Source organism: Burkholderia sp. Bmkn7 (assembly GCF_041103175.1).
Lineage (GTDB): Bacteria > Pseudomonadota > Gammaproteobacteria > Burkholderiales > Burkholderiaceae > Burkholderia > Burkholderia cepacia.
In genome coordinates this window covers 421,651-440,792 of the sequence record NZ_JBGCUH010000001.1, presented here as the reverse complement: position 1 = coordinate 440,792, position 19,142 = coordinate 421,651, and the positions used below count along the sequence as shown (strand labels likewise).

16 protein-coding genes and 1 pseudogene are annotated in these 19,142 nt (G+C 66.9%); all 17 read right to left on the bottom strand.

Going from position 1 to position 19,142, the window contains the following annotated elements; translation table 11 throughout:
- Nucleotides 1-162: 162 nt before the first annotated feature.
- Nucleotides 163-1,806 carry a DUF2334 domain-containing protein gene (locus AB3K92_RS01920; RefSeq protein WP_369464371.1) on the bottom strand — a complete coding sequence of 548 codons (1,644 nt, stop codon included), beginning with the start codon at nucleotides 1,804-1,806 and terminating at the stop codon, nucleotides 163-165.
- Nucleotides 1,807-1,823: 17 nt separating this feature from the next.
- Nucleotides 1,824-2,090: a hypothetical protein gene (locus AB3K92_RS01915; RefSeq protein WP_124467537.1), complete on the bottom strand. Its 267-nt coding sequence runs from the start codon at nucleotides 2,088-2,090 to the stop codon at nucleotides 1,824-1,826.
- Between the two features lie 723 nt (nucleotides 2,091-2,813).
- Nucleotides 2,814-3,089: pseudogene (locus AB3K92_RS01910) on the bottom strand (hypothetical protein); the annotation flags it as partial.
- Between the two features lie 11 nt (nucleotides 3,090-3,100).
- Nucleotides 3,101-4,288, bottom strand: coding sequence for a M20 aminoacylase family protein (locus AB3K92_RS01905; protein WP_369464370.1), 1,188 nt, complete (start codon nucleotides 4,286-4,288; stop codon nucleotides 3,101-3,103).
- Nucleotides 4,289-4,357: 69 nt separating this feature from the next.
- Nucleotides 4,358-5,827: an aldehyde dehydrogenase family protein gene (locus AB3K92_RS01900; RefSeq protein WP_369464369.1), complete on the bottom strand. Its 1,470-nt coding sequence runs from the start codon at nucleotides 5,825-5,827 to the stop codon at nucleotides 4,358-4,360.
- A gap of 192 nt (nucleotides 5,828-6,019) precedes the next feature.
- On the bottom strand, nucleotides 6,020-7,345 hold the full coding sequence (locus tag AB3K92_RS01895) for an FAD-binding oxidoreductase (protein WP_021156532.1): 1,326 nt from the start codon (nucleotides 7,343-7,345) through the stop codon (nucleotides 6,020-6,022).
- A 2-nt stretch (nucleotides 7,346-7,347) separates the two neighbouring features.
- Nucleotides 7,348-8,082: a cupin domain-containing protein gene (locus tag AB3K92_RS01890; protein WP_369464368.1), complete on the bottom strand. Its 735-nt coding sequence runs from the start codon at nucleotides 8,080-8,082 to the stop codon at nucleotides 7,348-7,350.
- 91 nt (nucleotides 8,083-8,173) lie between these two features.
- Nucleotides 8,174-8,638, bottom strand: coding sequence for a helix-turn-helix domain-containing protein (locus tag AB3K92_RS01885; RefSeq protein ID WP_021156530.1), 465 nt, complete (start codon nucleotides 8,636-8,638; stop codon nucleotides 8,174-8,176).
- Between the two features lie 107 nt (nucleotides 8,639-8,745).
- Nucleotides 8,746-10,080, bottom strand: a complete 1,335-nt coding sequence (locus AB3K92_RS01880) for an NAD(P)/FAD-dependent oxidoreductase (RefSeq protein WP_369464367.1) — start codon at nucleotides 10,078-10,080, stop codon at nucleotides 8,746-8,748.
- 140 nt (nucleotides 10,081-10,220) lie between these two features.
- The gene (locus tag AB3K92_RS01875; RefSeq protein WP_369464366.1) at nucleotides 10,221-12,095 is read right to left on the bottom strand and encodes an ABC transporter ATP-binding protein; all 1,875 of its coding nucleotides are present in this window, start codon (nucleotides 12,093-12,095) and stop codon (nucleotides 10,221-10,223) included.
- Nucleotides 12,095-13,054 (bottom strand): ABC transporter permease, encoded by a 960-nt coding sequence (locus AB3K92_RS01870; protein WP_021156526.1) that lies wholly within the window; start codon nucleotides 13,052-13,054, stop codon nucleotides 12,095-12,097. The genes AB3K92_RS01875 and AB3K92_RS01870 overlap by 1 nt, the downstream gene beginning before the upstream one ends.
- Before the next feature lie 30 nt (nucleotides 13,055-13,084).
- Nucleotides 13,085-14,038 (bottom strand): ABC transporter permease, encoded by a 954-nt coding sequence (locus tag AB3K92_RS01865; RefSeq protein ID WP_059485544.1) that lies wholly within the window; start codon nucleotides 14,036-14,038, stop codon nucleotides 13,085-13,087.
- Between the two features lie 79 nt (nucleotides 14,039-14,117).
- Entirely contained in the window at nucleotides 14,118-15,704 is a 1,587-nt protein-coding gene (locus AB3K92_RS01860; RefSeq protein ID WP_021156524.1) for an ABC transporter substrate-binding protein, read from the bottom strand.
- Between the two features lie 106 nt (nucleotides 15,705-15,810).
- A complete protein-coding gene (locus AB3K92_RS01855; protein ID WP_369464365.1) occupies nucleotides 15,811-16,341 on the bottom strand; it encodes a hypothetical protein in 531 nt (176 codons plus the stop codon).
- 72 nt (nucleotides 16,342-16,413) lie between these two features.
- The gene (locus AB3K92_RS01850) at nucleotides 16,414-17,952 is read right to left on the bottom strand and encodes a methyl-accepting chemotaxis protein (RefSeq protein WP_219704876.1); all 1,539 of its coding nucleotides are present in this window, start codon (nucleotides 17,950-17,952) and stop codon (nucleotides 16,414-16,416) included.
- A gap of 174 nt (nucleotides 17,953-18,126) precedes the next feature.
- Complete coding sequence (locus AB3K92_RS01845; protein ID WP_059492887.1) at nucleotides 18,127-18,795, bottom strand: haloacid dehalogenase type II; 669 nt, start codon at nucleotides 18,793-18,795, stop codon at nucleotides 18,127-18,129.
- 66 nt (nucleotides 18,796-18,861) lie between these two features.
- Entirely contained in the window at nucleotides 18,862-19,128 is a 267-nt protein-coding gene (locus AB3K92_RS01840; RefSeq protein WP_369464364.1) for a hypothetical protein, read from the bottom strand.
- Nucleotides 19,129-19,142: the final 14 nt, after the last annotated feature.

The following is a 19,142-nucleotide window of genomic DNA, read 5'->3' as shown; positions in this document are numbered from 1 at the left end:
CGCGATCGATCCGCGCGACGTCGCCTCCGACCGGCGGCGACGTCCATGCGAAACGACCGTGCGCCGCGTCCCGTTCGTTCCGACGAAGCGAAACGTGGCGCCATCGAACCCGGTGAGGGAGTCGAGCCCGGTTCCCCGGCTCGCTCCCGATTCCGGAATCATCTACTTGACGCCATTCCCGGCGACCCACTGAAAGCCGAGACCGGTGATCCCGTTCACGAGGCTCTGGAAATCCTGGAACCCGGGCGTGCCGAGGTCGGGCTCGAGCCAGAACGGATGGAAGAAGAAGGACGCAAAACCATCCCGAACCGTCAGCGCGTACTGTGCATTCGTGTAGAGATCCTGCCACGTGTAGGACAGGCACGAGAACGGATCGATACTGCAGATGTTGTATTCGACGTTCCCGAGGTTCTCGGGCAGCACCCGTTGCCCGTAATAGTCGGAATTGATGATGTACGGGAAGAATTGCCCGACCGAATAATCGTGATTCGGCGCGGTCGAATTCAGGTTCGGCTGATCCGACGTGTAGTAGACGACCCGCTGGTACGTCGTCTTGAACAGCGGCGGAACGGCCTTGATCGAAAGGGGCGACGACTGGTAGTGCGGCGCTTCCCACGCAAAGGGAACATAGCCGTTCGTCGACAGCTCCAGCAGGCCCGCTTTCAGACGGTTCGATGCCCACTGTGTCGAATCTTCGTCCACCGGACGGTTCTGCGTCGCCAGCCAGAACTCGTAGTCATTGCCGCTGACCGCGTTGTCGATGTTCGGCGTCGAATTGTATTGATGCGTGTAACCGTGCATCACGATACTGCCGCCCCGGATCAGCGCGTAATTGAGCGCCTGCTTCAGGCTGCTCGCCTGCGCGAGGTGTACGATCAGCGGCACACCGCCGTTATAGGCACCGAGCGGATCTTCGTACAGCGGGATGGTCGCAATCGAAAACGGAATGTTCTTGGAATACATGTAGTCGGTCAGCGTCTTCATCGACGCCGAGGTCGTGAACGCGTTGACGTCTTCCAGACGCACCATCGCGCGATGCAGCACCGGCTGGTTGGTCCCGAGGATGTCATGCAGCAGATCGCAGATCACCAGGTACCGGTCGCGCGGCCCGATGTACGAGAACGGCATGTCGGCGAAGTACCAGAAATTGCCCGCGCGCATGACATAGGGCGCCTGCGCACCGGTCTGACTGTCCTTGATGGTGACGAGTACACTGGCCTTCGTCGCATCGGACACCGCGGTGACGCCGATGTCGGGGTCCGCGCTGACGACGCCGGTGCTCGCGTTGAACGCATAGTATTTGACCATGCTCATGTTCTTGTAGAGCACCGTGTCAAAGAAGTCCGGGTTCGGGTTGCTGCTGGTCGGCGCGTAGGCCAGCCCGCTGATCCCGCTAAAGGTGAATCCGTAGCGGGCCGTGAAGTTGTACGACGGATCCCACGCGACTTCCCACAGGTTGTCCTTGAACCAGACGACCGTCTTCGACGTCTTGGCGACGTCCGACAGAAATGCGGCAGGAAGGGGGTTGTTGTAATAGCTCCCCAGATAGAAAGTCGCCTGGTACTTTTCGACGGTTCCTGCCGTATAGCTGTCGACGGGCGCAAGCGTGACGTTGGTGTTGAAATGGCCAAGCAGGTTGCGCAGCATGATCGCGTAAGCCATGCCGAGCTTCGTGTACGGGTCGTTCGGCGGGGCGTCATAGAGCACGAGGACGTTCGCCGTGGTGGTCTGGGCGAGCACGGAGGATGGCATCTGGCCGAACGCGAATCCGAGCACCAGCACCCATGCGAGAACGAGCTTTTTCATTGTGATCTCCTTCGTGCTTAATCGCGCTGAATGTCGCCGTTGGCCCGACGATGTTTGCCTTCGTTGAAGTTCGGTTCCCTGCCATGCTCGCGCTCGGCATTCCGCTTCTCTTCTTCCGGCACGCCTGGCACGATCTCCGTCACGACGGCCGCGCGCGGTGGCGGCTCGACGCGTTTGTGTGAGGCGGAAGCACCGGACGCTCCCGCGTTGCAAACGGGGCTCATCAATGCCGTCGCGGACAAGATCGCTGCACATGCCACGGCAAGCTTGAGTGGGGATTTCATTGGAGAACTCCTTTCACTGGTCTCTGCGCGAAAACCGGGGGTCTGTCATCGGAACAACGCCTGGCCTGAGCATTGAGTGTCTGGGGATCGCGAACCCTGGGGGACGTCGATGCCTGAAACAACCTCGTCCGAATTGCGCCCCGCATCGTCACTTGCGTGACGACGTGACCGCCACCGGCGTCGGTCACGTCGCCCTGTGATGACCGCGACTGCACCCGCAAACGGCAGACACCCGATGCGTATGTCGAGCGTGCAGTTGCGGCCCTCGTTTGCTCATCACACCGACCACGCATGCATTAACGATGCCAGGCACCGTTCCACCGAAGCGGGACGGCAACAGACGAAGGAGGAGGACGTCGCAACGCAAAAAAAACGTAACGCCAAAGAAACGCGGGGCGACGATGCAGCGTGGTACCGGCTCCATGGATCATCGATGCCGGCAGGGGGAGAGGAAATGCGTTTCGACTCTGCGCGTGGTTTGCAGCGAGCCGGTGGGGTGAAAAATGCTATGGATCACGAATCGCGGGGGCTCGACACCCTGCATGTCGAAACGTTTCGATCCTGAGAATTCGCGCTGCCCCGTGAAGACGGTCCTGTCTGGCGCAATTCGCCCGCGGCCACGCGGACTTGTCCGGGAGCGTGAACCCTTTGTCGTATGACAAAAGACGATCTTCCTGTAATCGTCAATCAGGTACCAGGATAGCTTTCATCGCATGCGGTCATTCAGCGACGCGCCTCGGCAGCGTGGCCTGACGATACGACGGCCGCGACATAGCGGAGGTTGACACCGAACACGGCCGGCCAGGCCATGCGGCCGAATACGTCCGCCAGAAAGTCGACGCACACCCGCACCTTCGCCGACGCAGCCAGCCGTGCCGGATACACCGCCCACACGTTCGCGGGCTGCGCGACGCCGGGCAGCACCTGCACGGGCGCGCCGCTGTCGAGCAGCGCGCGCACGTCCCATATCTGGCGCAGCCCGATGCCGCGCCCCGACATCAGGCATGCGTTCACGACGATCGCCTGTAGTAATGCTGCGCCAGCGCGACCCAATACCGGACACCGGCCGGGATGATTTCGTCGTTGAAATCGTATTTCGGGTGATGCAGCGACGGTGCCGCCGCGCCCTCCGGCGCATTGCCGATCAGCACGTAAGCGCCGGGCCGCTCCTCCAGCATGAAGCCGAAATCCTCCGACGTCATGTTCGGCGGCACGTCGCGATACAGGCGTTCGACACCGAACGTGTCGCCGATCACCGCTTCGCACAGCGCCGTCTCGGCCGGCGTGTTGACCGTCGCCGGGTAGTACTGAAAAAACTCGACGTCGACCTGCGCGCCATACGCGCGCGCCAGCCCTTCGCACGTGAGCTGCACATCCGTCTGCAGTTTCTGCTGCAACGCGGACGACAGCGTGCGGATCGTCCCGCGCAGCTCGACGCTGTCCGGAATCACGTTGTCCGTCGTGCCCGCATGGATCATGCAGACGGAAATGACTGCAGGGTCCACGGGATCCTTGTGCCGCGCGGCGATGGTCTGACACTGCAGCACCATCGAACACGCGAGCGGAACGGGATCGATGCCCAGATGCGGCTGCGCCGCGTGCGCGCCCTTGCCGGTCACCTTGATCCTGAAGCGCGAGCCCGCGGCCATGATCGGGCCGGTACGCAATCCGAAATGCCCGGCAGGCAAGCCGGGCCAGTTGTGCATGCCGAACACCGCTTCGGTCGGGTATTGCTCGAACAACCCGTCGTCGATCATCTTGCGCGCGCCCGCGCCGCCCTCTTCGCCCGGTTGAAACACGAAATGAACGGCACCCGGCAATGGCGGCAGTTCCTTCAGGATGCGCGCGGCGCCGAGCAACATGACGGTATGGCCGTCATGCCCGCATGCGTGCATGATCCCGTGCGTGCACGATGCGTGCGCGAAGTCGTTGGCTTCCTGGATCGGCAACGCATCCAGATCCGCCCGCAGCACGATGCCGCGCGCCGGGTCCGCACCGGGCAGGCTCGCGACGACACCCGTGCCGCCCAGCCCACGCGATACCGCATAACCGAGCGCGTCAAGCTCGCGGGCAACGACGTCGGCGGTCCGGTGTTCTTCGAAGCGCAGCTCGGGATGCGCATGCAGATCGCGCCGCAGGCTAGCCCAGTGCGCGTGATGCGCCTGCAGCGACGTATCGGGAATGACAGGTTTTTCCAATTTCGGCACCTTCCGAAAGTAAGCGGCTTCCAGTCCGTGCTGCCGCCGCGTTCGCACGCAGCGGCTGCGTCAGTCGTAAAAGCCGATGATCGACTTGATTTCCATGTAGTCCTCCATCCCTTCGATCCCGTACTCGCGGCCGTTGCCCGACTGCTTGTAGCCGCCGAACGGCGCCTGCGGATCCCATGCCGGATAGTTCAGATGCACCTGCCCGGCCCGGATGCGGGCGGCCACCGCGCGCACGCTTTCGTGGTCGCTGCCCTGCACATGCGCGCCGAGCCCGTACACCGTGTCGTTCGCGATGGCGATCGCTTCTTCCACGGTGTCGTAGGGAAGGATCGCGAGGACCGGACCAAAAATCTCCTGTTGCGCGATCGTCATGTCGGTGCGCACGTCGGAAAAAATGGTCGGCCGCGCGTAGAAGCCCCGATCGAATCCCGCCGGCCGCCCCGGGCCGCCGGCGACGAGCTTCGCCCGTTCGTCGATGCCTGCGTCGATCATCTGCGCGACCCGCCCGAATTGCGCGCGATTGGCAAGCGGCCCATGCGTCGTCGCCTCGACGAACGGATCGCCGACCACCAGGCGCTCCACTGCCGCGACGGCCAGTTCCTCGACCGTACCGAGCACTTGGCGCGGCACGATCATGCGGGTCGGCGCGCTGCACGACTGCCCCATGTTCCTGAATGCGGCGGCCACGCCGGGTGCGATCGCCCGCTGCAAGTCCGCATCCGGCAACACGATGTTGGGCGATTTGCCGCCGAGCTCCTGCGCGACGCGCTTGACGGTCGGCGCGGCTGCCTGCGCGACCAGCACGCCCGCGCGGGTCGATCCGGTGATCGACACCATGTCGACCTCCGGATGCGACGAAAGCGCGGAGCCGACCTCCGCACCATTGCCGCTCACCAGGTTGAACACGCCTGCCGGCACCCCCGCGTCGGCGATCACTTCAGCGAACAGCAATGCGCTGAGCGGCGACAGCTCGCTGGGTTTCAGGACGACCGTACAACCGGCCGCGAGCGCCGGGCCGACCTTCGCGGTGATCTGGTAGATCGGCCAGTTCCACGGCGTGATCAGCGCGCACACGCCGATCGGCTCGCGTACGATCGCGGTCGTCCCGCGTCGGGAGACGAACGGATAGCGCGCGAGATTGTCGCGCGCGACCCGGATATGCTCGGCCGCGAGCGGCACGTGCGCGGCGCGCGCATAGGCGATCGGCGCGCCCATCTCGGTGGCCAGCGCCATGGCGAACAGTTCCGTTCGCTCCAGCATCAACGTGTGGACGCGATCGAGCAGCGCGGCGCGCGCCTGCGGCGAAGTGGCCGACCACCGTTCGAACGCCCGGCGCGCGGCGGCGACGGCCCGGTCGGCGTCACGTGCGCTGCCGAGCGGGATGTCGCACACCGTGTCCTCGGTGGACGGGCACACGACCGCGAACCGCTCGCCGCCGTCGGGCAGGACCCAGTCGCCGTCGATGAAGAAACGATCCAGCCTGCCGGCCTGCATCAGGTGACGAACGGGGGAAATGACGGATGAATTCATTGCAGGATGTCCTTGAGGCGGTACTGCACGCCCGCGAACGGCACGAACGACGATCTGCCGAAGCGGTCGGATATAACGGGCCGGTCGAAGCTTGTCGACGGGTTGAGATGGGCGCGTCCGTCGACCGTCCGTCGATGATTCGCGCCATCGGCATGACCACGGTTCGCGCCGTGGCCGCCATCGCCCCGCGTACTAGAAATCCGCGACCTTGCCCCACGCGGAATCGCTGAACCGTTCCGGCCGATACGGCACCGGGTCGACCAGCGGTTGAGCACCGGTCGCGAGATCCGCGATCAGATGCCCGGCGCCCGGCCCGATTCCGAAGCCGTGGCCGGAAAAACCCGCGGCAAGGATCAACCCCGGCACACCCGGCACTTCGCCGATGCCCGGCACGCCGTCCGGCGTGCTGTCGACGAACCCGGCCCATGCGTGCGTGATCTTCGCGTCGCGAAGTTCGGGAAACAGTTCGGCGGCGCGCCGGTAGGTTTCGTTGACCGTCGGCATGTCCGGTTTCGGATCCAGAATGCGCACCGCCTCCATCGGCGTCGGTTCATCGAGCTGCCAGCGCTTCAGCGTTTCATGCCCGCCGCGCACGCCTTCGAGCCAGCCCGGCAGAAGATTGCGCCAGCGCTTCGCGAACATCGGCAAGAACTGCGGCGCGAATCGCAGGAACTGGGGCGTCACGTCCACGCGCGCGCGACCGCTGATCGCCAGCGCGTAGCGTCCGTCGCTGCGGCGCGTCACGGACACGCCGGACGTATACATCGCATCCGGCAGCGGATGCTCGACAGGCGACACGCTCAGGATCGACTGACGGATCGACGCCTGCGGAAAGCGGATGCCGAGCTGGCGGCAGAACGACGACGCCCATGCGCCGCCGGCAAGCACGACGGTCCTGGTCTTGATGACGCCGGCCTCCGTGACGACACCGCCGACACGCCCGCCCTCGAGTTCGATGCCGCGCGCCGCGCAGTGCTGGTGGACACTGCCGCCGAGCTTCATCAGCGCGGCGGCGACGGCCGGCGCGGCCTTCTCCGGGTCGGCCGTGCCGTCGGTCGGCGAAAAGACGCCGCCTTTCCACGTCCGCCCGGTCGCGTGTCCGCGCTCGGTGGCCTGCTTGCGGTCGAGCATGTACGTCGTCACGCCCGCGGTCTTCGCGAACTCGCCCCAGCTGGCCCAGCGCGACAGCTCGGCCTCGTCGTTACTCAGGTACAACAGCCCGCAGCGATGAAAGCCGGTGTCTTCGCCGGATTCGGCGGCGAATCGTTCCCACAGATCGATGCTCTTGCTCGCCATCGGCAATTCGCGTTCGTCGCGGTTCTGCTGCCGGCACCAGCCCCAGTTGCGGCTCGACTGCTCGGCACCGATTCGCCCCTTCTCGACGAGCGCGACCGATACCCCGCGCCGGGCCAGGTAATAGGCGGTAAAGACGCCGATGATGCCGCCGCCGATCACGACGACGTCGGCCGATGCCGGCGGCGTGGGCGAGGTTTCTATAAGGCGCAGCGGTGGGGACATGGTCAGTCTCGTTCGGTTGAGGCAGGGACGTTCTGCACGACGTAAAACTTCGCGACGCGTTCGCTGCTTTCCCACCCGATCGATGCGCCGCGCGGCACGAACAGCGCATCGCCGGTGCCGAGCGACAGCACGCTGCCGTCGGGGTCGGCGAACCGCACGCTGCCGGCCAGCAGGAGCATGAACTCGTTGACGCGATGCGGGCGAACGATCCGGTGATAGGGCGTCGAATCCCACGTACCGGCGCAATACCCGGCGCCGTCGTCGAGGAACACGTTGTCGCTGCGGCATTGTGGTGCGGGGCCGAGCAGCACGTCGGGCGGCAGCGATGCGGAAGGCTTGAAGTCGGCGTCGGCCCGCAGCGGAAACAGGCCGTGTTTCGTCGGCGCCGTGCACGCGGCTGCGCAGAACATCAGCAACACGCGCGATTCCGCGCTGATGCGAACCGCCGTGCCGGCGCCGATGACTGCCCCTTCCCCCGGCCCGAGCACCAGCGGAGCGGCCCCGGCCGCTTCGAGCGTCAGCTCGCCTTCGATGACCGCGATCGTTTCGATGTGCGGAAAGCGCGCCACGTCGAGTTCGCCGACGAAGGCGATACGTCCCGCGGCCATCGAGTCGGGGCCTTCCCACGCGATCTCCCGATGTCGCGCAAAAGGATCGCCCTCGCCGAACGCCTGCTTGCGGAACGAGGTGGAACAAGGCGCGCCGTCGGCACGATGCAACACGAAAGCTGCGGTCATTTCTGCTCCTCTGCAGTGCGCGGCGGCCGGATCGAAAACCGTCGCGCAATATTGGAAATCTCCGTTCGCCGGCGAACCCGCCGGAATCCCGTCAGGTGTGCAAACCGCCCGCACTGGCGCCCGCGCGGCGTTCGGTGTGCGCGCGCGCCGACGTCGTGCGCGCCGACGCACCGCCCGGTCGCGCGACCACGCAAGCGCGCGGCGTGATCCCGAGCACCCGCCGAAAATGCCGGCACAGATGGCTCTGGTCGAAGAAACCGACGTCGGTCGCGACGACCGACGGCGCAACGCCGGCACGCAACAGGTCCTGCGCGCGCCGCACCCGGACGAGGCACAGATACCGGTGCGGGGACAACCCGGTTTCGCTGCGAAAGCGCGCGGTGAAACGCGATACGCTCAACCCGGCCACCGCCGCGAGCGTGTCGAGATTCAGCGGCTGCGCGAACGACGCGTCGATCGTGCGCAGCACATCGCCGATCGCCGGCGAGACGGGCCGCGCGACGCGCGGTGTGCATGGCGTCGTGTCTTCGACCGAATCGTGAATCAGGTCGAGCATGCTGGCAGTCCTCATGTCGCCGCCTGCGGTGTCACGCCCGGCAAGGCGGCGCCCGCTGACGGGCAAACGAAACGCGCTGTCATGTTGAATTCTCCCCGGCGCCCGCTTCAGTGCAGGAAATCCTGCACCCGGTAATACGCGCCGACGAACGGCAGGAACCACGCGTGCCCGAAATGCCCGGGCATCGCCGGCCAGTCGAGTTCGCGCCACGGATTCGAGGCCGTCGCGCCATACAGCACGTCGGCCATGACGCGGCCCATGTGCACCGACATCTGCACGCCGTGGCCGCTGTAGCCCATCGAGTAATAGAGCCCGTCGTGCTGGCCCGCGCGCGGCAGCCGGTCGGCGGTGATGTCCACCAGCCCGCCCCAGCAGTAGTCGAGCCGGACGTCGGCCAGTTCCGGGAAATAACCGGCCATGCCGGCGCGCAGGATGTCGCCGCTTTTCGCGTCGGAGCGCGGGCTCGACATCGCGAAGCGGGCGCGGCCGCCGAACAGCAGCCGGTTGTCGGGCGTCACGCGGAAGTAGTTGCCGATCTGGCGCGACGTCACGTACGCACGGCGATGCGGCAACAGCCGGTCCAACTGCGCGTCGGCGAGCGGCTCGGTCACGACGATGAAGCTGCCGACCGGCGCGATGCGCCGCCGGAACCACCCGAACGGGCCGTGCTGCGATGCGCCGGTCGCGACGAGCACGCGATCGGCGACGATCCTGCCGCGCGTGCAGGTGATCGCGTGCCGCTCGCCGTCGAGCCGGTCCAGTTGCGTGACGGCCGCATGCTCGTAGACGCGTGCGCCCGCGCGCACCGCCGCTTGCGCAAGCCCGACACCGAACTTGCCCATGTGCATCTGCGCACCGTTGCGCTGCAGGAGCCCGCCGTAGAAGCCGTCGGACGCGACTTCATCGCGAATCCGCTCGGGTTCGATCAGTTCGATGTCCGGATCGACGTCGCGCCGCAACGCGTCGAACGTCTTCGCCAGCCCCGCGAAATGCTGCGGCTTCGCGGCAAGCTTCAGCTTGCCCGCGCGCCGGAAATCGCAGTCGATCGCGTGTTCGGCGACGATCGTCTCGACGCTCTTCACCGCGCTTTCGTATGCGCGATAGAACTGCTTCGCCGGCTCCGCGCCCGTGCGCGCGGCCAATGACGCGTAATCCTGCGCGACGCCCGTGTTGCACTGGCCGCCGTTGCGGCCGGACGCCTCGCCCGCGACCTGCGCGGCTTCGAGCACGACCACCGATACGCCGCGCTGCGCCAGCGCGAGCGCCGCCGACAAGCCGGTAAAGCCGCCGCCGATCACGACCACGTCGGCGCGCCCTTCGACGGGGCCCTCGCAGCCGGCACGAAATGCGGGGCGGGTATCCAGCCAGTACGATTCGAATTTCATCGGGTCCTTCTCGAGCTTGTCGGCGACGACGATCGGCTGCCGTTCATGGGAAATCATTTAATCACCATCAAAAACCGCAGTTGCCGCGTATTCACGCACGGCACGCGCGCAAATCGCCGTTTTGTGCGACCGCCGCAGCAGACTATGCGGTGCGCCAGCCGCCGCGTCGCGCGCGCCGAACGGCGGCGTGTCGCGCATCACAGCCGCACGGGCTGCACGGGCGCGACACCCGCCTGCGTCGGCTCGGCCTGGAAGCGCGCCAGGTCTTCCTCGTTGCGATGGCACAGCACCTGCGCGCCGTTGTCGAGCTTGCGCAGCACCGGGGGCGTCCGGTTGCAGACGCCGTCGACCCGCATCGCGCAGCGCGACAGGAACGGGCACAGCTCGCCGTCGTCCGCGCGCTCGCCGATCGGCACCAGCGGCCGATGGCAGCGCTCGGCCGCATCGTCGAGCCAGCCCGCGCGCAGCTCCGGCGCGGACGACACGAGCAGGTGCGAATACGGGTGATAAGGCGGCGCGCACAACGCATCGCGGCTGCCCGTCTCCACGCGGCGGCCCGCATACAGCACGACGATGTCGTCGCTGATCGCGCGCACCTTCGCGATGTCGTGCGTGATGAACACGTAGGACACGCCGAGCTTCGCCTGCAGGTCGCACAGCAGGTCCATGATCGCGGCGCCGACCACGGTGTCGAGCGCCGACGTGACTTCGTCGCACAGGATCAGGTCGGGTTCGGCCGCGAGCGCGCGCGCGAGGTTCACGCGCTGCTTCTGCCCGCCCGACAGCTCGCCGGTGCGCCGCGCGGCCACCGCCGGCGGCAGCCGCACGAGTTCGAGCAGCTCCGCGACGCGCTGCCGCGCACGCGCGCCCTTGATCCCGTGGTAGAACGCGAGCGGCCGCGCGAGCGTGCGCTCGACGGTATGCACCGGATTGAGCGCGGTGTCGGCGTTCTGGAACACGATCTGCACGCGGCGGTGCTGCTCCTTGGTGCGCTTGCCGATATCGCGCGCGAGCGGCTCGCCGTCGAGCAGGATCTTCCCGGCCGCCGCCGGCACCAGGCCCGCGATCACCTTGGCGAGCGTCGTCTTGCCGGAGCCCGATTCGCCGATCACGCCGACCGTCTGTCCGCGCCCGATGCGCAGGTCGACTTCGTTCAGGATCAGCTTCGCGGGCCAGCCCTTCGCGTTGCGGCCGCCGTAACCTGCGACCGCGCCGCGCACCTCGAGCAACGGCGCCGGGTCGGCCGGCGCCGGTTTCCCGTCGCGTTGCGCATCGTTCGGCGTGACCGCCGCGATCAGGCTCTGCGTGTACGGGTGCGCCGGTGCATGCAGGATCTGTTCGGTATCGCCCGTCTCGCGGATCACGCCGTCGCTCAGCACGACGATCCGGTCGGCCATCTGCGCGACCACGGCCAGGTCGTGCGACACGTATACCGCGCTCATCCCGTAGCGCCGGATCACGCTCTTGAACGCCTGCAGCACGTCGATCTGCGTGGTGACGTCGAGCGCCGTGGTCGGTTCGTCGAGAATCACGAGCTCCGGATCGGTGATCAGCGCCATCGCGGCCATCAGCCGCTGCAACTGCCCGCCCGACACCTGGTGCGGATAACGCTTGCCGATCGTCTCCGGCTCCGGCAGCGCGAGCGCGCGGAACAGCTCGACCGCCTTTGCCTGCGCATCGCGCTTCGACATCGTCCGGTGAATCAGCGCGCTCTCGATCACCTGGTCGAGGATCGTGCGCGACGGGTTGAACGAGGCAGCCGCGCTCTGCGCGATATACGCGACCTTGCGGCCGCGCAGCGCGGCCAGGCCCGAAGCCGACAGCCTGCACACGTCCGTGCCGCCGATCTTCACCGAGCCGCCGGCGATCCGGCAGCCGGTGCGCGCGTGGCCCATCAGCGACAGCGCGATCGTCGTCTTGCCCGAGCCGGACTCGCCGATCAACGCGAGCACCTCGCCGCGCCCGATCTCGAAGTCGACGTCGTGGACGATCGTCGTTTCCGCGGCGCCCGGGCGACCGCCGACAACGCGCAGCCCGCGCACCTCGACGAGCGGAGTCGATTGATCTCGCATCAGTGTTCTCCGGCGGCCGCGGCCGCGCCCTTGCGGCGGCCGCGATGCGGCAGACCGTCGATCAACAGGTTGACGCCCACTGTCAGGATCGCGATCGCGACCGCGGGCATGATCGCGACAGCCGAACCGTCGCCGAGGCTCGCGATGTTCTCGCGCACGAGCGAGCCGAGGTCCGCATACGGCGGCTGCACGCCGAGCCCGAGAAAGCTCAGGCCGCTCAGCAGCAGCACGACGAACGTGAAGCGCAGGCCCGTATCGGCGAGCATCGGATGAATCATGTTCGGCAGCATCTCGACGCACGCGATGTACAGCGCGCTCTCGCCGCGCGCCTTCGCGACCTGCACGAATTCGAGCGTGCTGATGTTGACCGCCAGCGCGCGCGCGATCCGGTACGAGCCCGGCATGTAGCTGACCGCGGCGGTCAGGACCAGCAGCGGCAGCGACGAGCCGAACGCGGCGACGAACATCAGCGCGAACATCTTCGACGGGATCGACGTGAGCGCGTCGAGCAGCCGGCTCATCGTCTCGTCGACCGCGCGGCCCGATACGGTCGCGAGCAGCCCGAGCGTCGTGCCGGTCAGCGCGGCGAGCAGCACCGCGGCGAGCGCGAGCAGCACGGTCAGACGCGTGCCGTACAGGATCCGGCTCAGCATGTCGCGGCCGAGAAAGTCGGAGCCGAACGGCAGCTTCGCGCTGAACCGCGCGAACACGTCCGGCGTGACGATCGCGCCCACGTCGTGCGGCGCGAGCAGCGGAGCGAACACCGCGATGAACAGCATCAGCCCGACCATCGACAGGCCGACACGGCCGCCGGCCGTCAAGTCGATGCGTGCGGCACGGCGCTTGCGCGGCTGGTCGGGGGCCGGGGCGGCGGGCGGCGTCGCGCCGCCCCACGGCGGGCGCGGTTCGCCGGACGGCGGCAGCGTGTTGCTGCGTTGAACGGGGTCGGTCGGGTGCATGGGCGGCATCTCGGAAGAAGGACGGGACGGTCAGGTCCGCAGTCGCGGGTTCGACACGATCGAGCACAGGTCGGCGAACAGCACGAGCGTCAGGTAGGCGACGCAGAAGATCATCGTGCACGCCTGGACCAGCGGGAAATCGCGGTTGCTGACGGCGTCGACCATCAGGCTCGCGAGGCCCGGATAGTTGAAGATCGTCTCGACGACGATCACGCCGCCGAGCAGATACGACAGGCTCAACGCGATCGCATTGGCGATCGGGCCGATCGCGTTCGGCAACGCATGGCGCAATACGACGCGTGCGGGGCTCGCGCCCTTGAGCACGGCCATCTCGACATACGACGCGCTCAGCTGCTCGATCACTGCGGCACGCGTCATGCGTGCCATCTGCGCGATCACGACCGCGCACAGCGTCAGCACCGGCATCGCATACGCACGCAGGAAATCGTGCAGGCTGTCGATCTCGCCGCTGTACGACAACGCGGACAGCCAGCGCAGCTTCACGGCGAACACGAGCACGGCGACGGTCGCGATCAGGAACTCCGGCGTCGCGACGAGCGACAGCGTGCCGAGACTGATCACGCGGTCGACCAGCGACTCGCGCTTGACCGCCGCGAGGATGCCGAGCAGCAGCGCGATCGGCACCGACACGGCGGTCGTGATCGCCGCAAGCGTGAGCGACTTCGGCAGGCGTCCGCCGATCATCTCCGACACCGGCATGTCGCCGGACAGCGAACGGCCGAAATCGCCGTGCATCAGGCCGGCGAGCCAGTGCGCGTAACGCACGTGCGCGGGCATGTCGAGGCCGAACTGCTGGCGCAGCGCGGCAACCGTCTCCGGGGTCGCCGACTGGCCGAGCGCGGCCTGCGCGGCGTCGCCGGGCAGCAGGTTCGTGATCGTGAAGATGATCGCGGACACGATCAGCAACGTCAGCGCGGTGACCGCGATGCGTCGGACGATCAGGCCGATGAGAATCCGGTTCATGAAACGACACTCCCGAAAAGACCGCGCGTGGCCGGCGCGGTCGCCCGCACCGGCCGCACGGCGGCCGCCAGCAACGACGTCACGCGTTCCACCACACGTGCTCGGCGAACATGAAGCCCATCATCCCGCCGGTCGGGATCGAACCGAGACCGGCGAGCCGCTTGTCATAACCGTCGAGGAAGCTGATGAAAGCCGGAATGCCGACCCGCCCCTGCTGCGCCACGATCACCTGCATGTCGCCGTACATCTGCTTGCGCTTCGCGTCGTCGGTTTCCGAACGCGCGGCGAGCAGCAGCTGGTCGAACTTCGCGTTCTTCCAGCCCGACTCGTTCCACGGCGCATCCGACTTGAAGAACTGCGTGAACAGCACGTCGGCGCTCGAGCGCGGGTTGATGTTGCCGAAGGTGAGCGGGTGCTTCATCCAGTGGTTCGACCAGTAGCCGTCGGGCGACGCGCGGTTGACCTGCAGGTTCAGCCCGATCTTCTGGCCGGCCTGCTGCAGCAGCACGGCCATCTCGACCGACCCGTTCGCGTCGGACGTCGCATACATCGGCGGCAGCGTGACGCCCAGCGCGCCTGCCTTCTGGAGCAGGAATTTCGCCTTGTCCGGATCGTGCGCGCGCTGCGGCAGCGACGCGTTGAAATAACGATGCCCCGGCGGAATCGGCTGGTCGTTGCCGATCACCGAGTAGCCACGGAACACCGCCGAGCGGATCTGCTCGCGATCGAACAGGTACTTCATCCCTTCGACGAAATCGGGATTCGAGACGATCGGGTTGTCGCTGCGCATGATCAGGTCGGTATAGAGGCCCGACTTGGTTTCCTTCAGCGCGTAGCCCGGCGTCGACGAGACCCGCTGCGTCGAGCGCGGATCGATCGCGTTGATCAGGTGCACGTCGCCCGACAGCAGCGCGTTCAGGCGCGCGGCGCTGTCGCCGATGCCGATCAGCTCGATCTCGTCGAGATACGGCCGGCCCGGCTTGAAGTAGCTGTCGTTGCGCACGCCGACGGTCGACACGCCCGGCTTGAACGATTTGAGCTTGTAAGGGCCGCAACCGATGCCCGTGCTGAAGTCGGTCGTGCCGTCCTTGACGATCACGAGCTGCGGCGTTGCGAGAATCACCGGCAGATCGGCATTCGCGCTGACCAGCGTGAGCGTGACTTCGTCCGGGCCGCTTGCCTTCGCGTCGGCGAACTGGTCGGCGAGCGGCTTGACCTTCGATGCGGTGGCGGCGTTCTTGTGGCGCATCAGCGAATACACCACGTCGGCCGGGCCGACCGACTTGCCGTCGTGGAACGTGACGCCCTTGCGCAGCTTGATGACCCACGTCTTCGCATCGGTGGTCTGCAGCGACTCGGCGAGGTTCATCTGCGGCGTCAGGCTCGCGTCGAGCTGCGTGAGGCCGCTGTAGAACATGAAGAAGCGAATGTAGTCGGCGCCGGTCGAGCCCTTGGCCGGGTCGAGCGTATCGGCCGTCGAACCGGATTCGTTCGCGACCCGGATCTTGCCGCCGCGTTTCGCCGCGGGCGCCGCGAATGCGGACGCGGGGTTCATCAGGAGTCCGCCGGCGCCGGCGGCCATCATGCCGCTCGCCGCCATGACCTTCATCATGTCGCGGCGAGTGAAACCACCGTTGCCGCCGCCGTTGTCGATATCGTCGCTCATCCGAACTGCTCCTGACTGTTGAAAGTGGGTCCTGGGGTCCAGCGTGGTTCTCGAATCCCGCATTGCCCGCTTGCTGGTGGCGGGCGCAACGTCGTACACATGCAATTCATTTAAGCATCGCCAAAATGCGGTTTGTCGCGATTCGGCCCGCCCGCACGATACGAATCGACCGTTTTGAGCCGCCCGCGCAGCATGAATTGCTGCGTGCGCCCACGTGTCGCCGTGTGCCCGGCGGCGTGTCGCGGCGGCTGCCCAACCCGTGTCGATGCAGGAAATCGTAAGGCCGCAGCCGCCGCAGATTGCGCCGACAAAATTGTCCGTTCGGCATCCGGCGCGCGTTTGGCACACGCAAACCGCACGTTTGTGTCGAATGCGTGTCCGCATGCCGATGACGGCTGAAACGCACGGTGTATTGCGGCAGATCGCCGCATGCACGGGCGTCGACGGTGGGGATCGCGACGGGACGTCGCGCGGGAAAGCTCAGAAGAATGCCGCTCGATCGGAACGGCTTGGCGGGAAGACGGGAGGATGACGGGGCCGCCGGGAAACCGGACCCGTGCAGTCGTGCAGTCGTGCAGTCGTCAGGAATCGTATCGCCATGCGGCGACGCGCGCGTCACCGGCATGTCGGCGCGCACGCCGGGCGCATGCCGGCGCGGCGCGAAGCAGGCGCAATGATGCGCTGGCCGGCAGTGAGCGGCGCGAAGCCGTCAGGCAGCGAGCCGGAATACCGATACGGCGGCCCGCAGGCGCGCCGCCTGCTCGTCCAGCGACGAAGCGGCCGCCGCCGCCTGCTCGACGAGCGCGGCGTTCTGCTGGGTGACTTCGTCCATTTGCGCGACCGCCAGCCCGATCTGTTCGATGCCGGTGCTTTGCTCGGCCGACGCCGCTGAAATCTCGCCCATGATGCCGGCCACCCGGTCGATCGACCGGACGATCTCCGTCATGCGCTCGCCGGCCGTCTCGACGAGCCGGCTGCCGCTGCCGGCCCGCTCGACCGACGCGTCGATCAAGCCCTTGATGTCCTTCGCGGCCGCGGCGCTGCGTTGCGCGAGCGAGCGGACTTCCGACGCGACGACGGCGAACCCGCGCCCCTCCTCGCCGGCCCGCGCGGCTTCCACCGCGGCGTTGAGCGCGAGAATGTTGGTCTGGAATGCGATGCTTTCGATCACGACGGTAATGTCGGCGATCCGCACCGACCCATCCGAGATCTGCCGCATCGTTTCGACGACCGCCTGCACGGCGGCGCCGCCGAGTTCGGTCGCATCCTTGGCCTGGGCCACGAGCGCATTCGCCTGGCGCGCGTTGTCGGCGTTCTGTTTGACCGTGGACGTGATCTGCTCCATGCTCGCCGCCGTTTCCTGCAGCGACGCGGCCTGCTGCTCCGTGCGCTGCGACAGATCCAGGTTGCCTTGCGCGATCTCGCCGGTGCCGGTGGCGATCGAGTGGGTCGTGGTCTGGATCTCGGCGATGGTGTCGGTCAGCCGCGCCTTCATGTCGCCGAGCGCGACGAGCAGGCTGCCGGGCGCGGCGTGCGCCGTATCGAACTGCACGTCCAGTTCGCCGGCCGCGATGCGGGCGGCGATCTGCGTCGCATGCGCGGGCTCGCCGCCCAGCGTGCGCCTGACGCTGCGCAGCACGCCCCAGGCGATGGCCGCAAGCGTCGCGGCGATGACGAGCGCGACGGCGCCGAGCACCATCGCGAGCCGGCCAAACGCCGCGTTGATGTCGTCGTAGAAAAATCCGGTGCCGATCCACCAGTTCCAGTCCGGAATCGCGACCACGCCCTGCAGCTTCGGCTCCAGGTCCGCGTCGGGGCTGCGCTTGATCAGCACGTCGACGAGCGCGAAATGCGCCTGCGCCATCCCCGCGCGGTACGCCTCGCTGTCGGTCATGCCGCTGGTCGTGCGGTTGCCTTTCGCGCGCGTGCCGATGAATTTCGCGTTCGGGTGCACGAGGTTGACGCCGTCGGACGTCGTGACCCAGAAGTAGCTCTTCGAATTCGCGTTGAGCGCGGCCAGCGCGGCCTTGGCCTGCTGCTGCGCCTGCTCCTGCGTGAGCGTGCCGCTCGTCTGCAGCGCGCGATACGAATCGACCAGATGCTCGGCCTTGGTCAGCAGAATGACGATCTCTTCGCGGCGGCTGTCGATCAGCGCGTCGCGCAGCGTGTGCAGCGACAACGCGGCGAGCAGGACGACGCCGAGCAGCGCCGCGGCGACGAGCATCAGCAGTTTGGTGGACAACTTCATGCGAGGGCCTCGAAATATTAACCGTTCGGTACATATATCGGCCGGGGTGGCCCCGCCTTGAACGACTCGATATCGGTAATTACCCTCGTTTCGTACGCTGATCGAACGCGTGACGGGGCGCGCCGGCATCGCGGCCGCGTCCCGTCGCACGATGGATCGGCCGGCCCCGGCGGCTTACAGGCCGAGCTGCGTCGCGAGATGGCCGATATCCGACACTTCGTAATAGTTGTAGAACGGCGTGCCCGGCTCGTGGCCGCGATTGACGAACGCCTTGTGCTTGATGCCCAGATCCTCGGCCGTCATCAGGTCGTAGCGCAGGCTCGACGACACGTGCAGCACGTCCTCGGGCTTGCAGCCGAGCTTGCCGAACATGTACTCGAAGCCCTGCATCCGCGGCTTGTACGACTGCGCCTGCTGCGCGGTGAACACCGCATGGAACGGCGCGCCGAGCTTGTCGACGTTGCTCATGATCTGCTCGTCCATCGCGTTCGACAGGATCACGAGCTTGTACTTCGTCGCGAGCCGCGACAGACCCGCCGGCACGTCCGGATGCGGGCCCCACGTCGGCACCGCATGATAGAAGCGCTCGGCCTCGGCCTCGTCGAACTTCACGCCGACGCGCGTGCAGGTGCGCCGGATCGCGTTGACGACGACGTCGCGGTACGGCTTCCACGCGCCGAGTACCTCGTCGAGCCGGTAAGCGGCGAACGCACGCACGAAATCCTCCATCGCGACCGGCGAGAGCCGGTCCGCGTAGATCTCGCGCGCCAGGTCCGCCATCTGGAAGCGGGTCAGCGTGCCGTAGCAGTCGAACGTGATGTACTTCGGTTCAAATTGGATCATGGTGACGTCCTGTCGGTGTGAAGCCCCGGCAGGGCCGGGGACGGGCTGGGGTGGTACGAAATTGAATCAGGGCAAAAAACCCGGCGCACGTCGTTCGACGCCGCCCAAAACGCAGAATCGCCGCGTGTTGCGCGGCGCGGGCAGCACGATCTGCGGCGCTTGCCGGCAAGCGGCCGCGACACCGGTGCTTTCATCGTAGTGCCGTTCCCACAGCAGGCGCTGTCGGATTGACGGGCCGCGGCGGCACGATCCGCGCGTTCGCACGCGCCGATCGAGCCGGTTTGCGTCGATCTTGCGCGACCGCCCGCCGTCGCCGGAAAACAGGCGAATCATCCTATCCGTGCCGC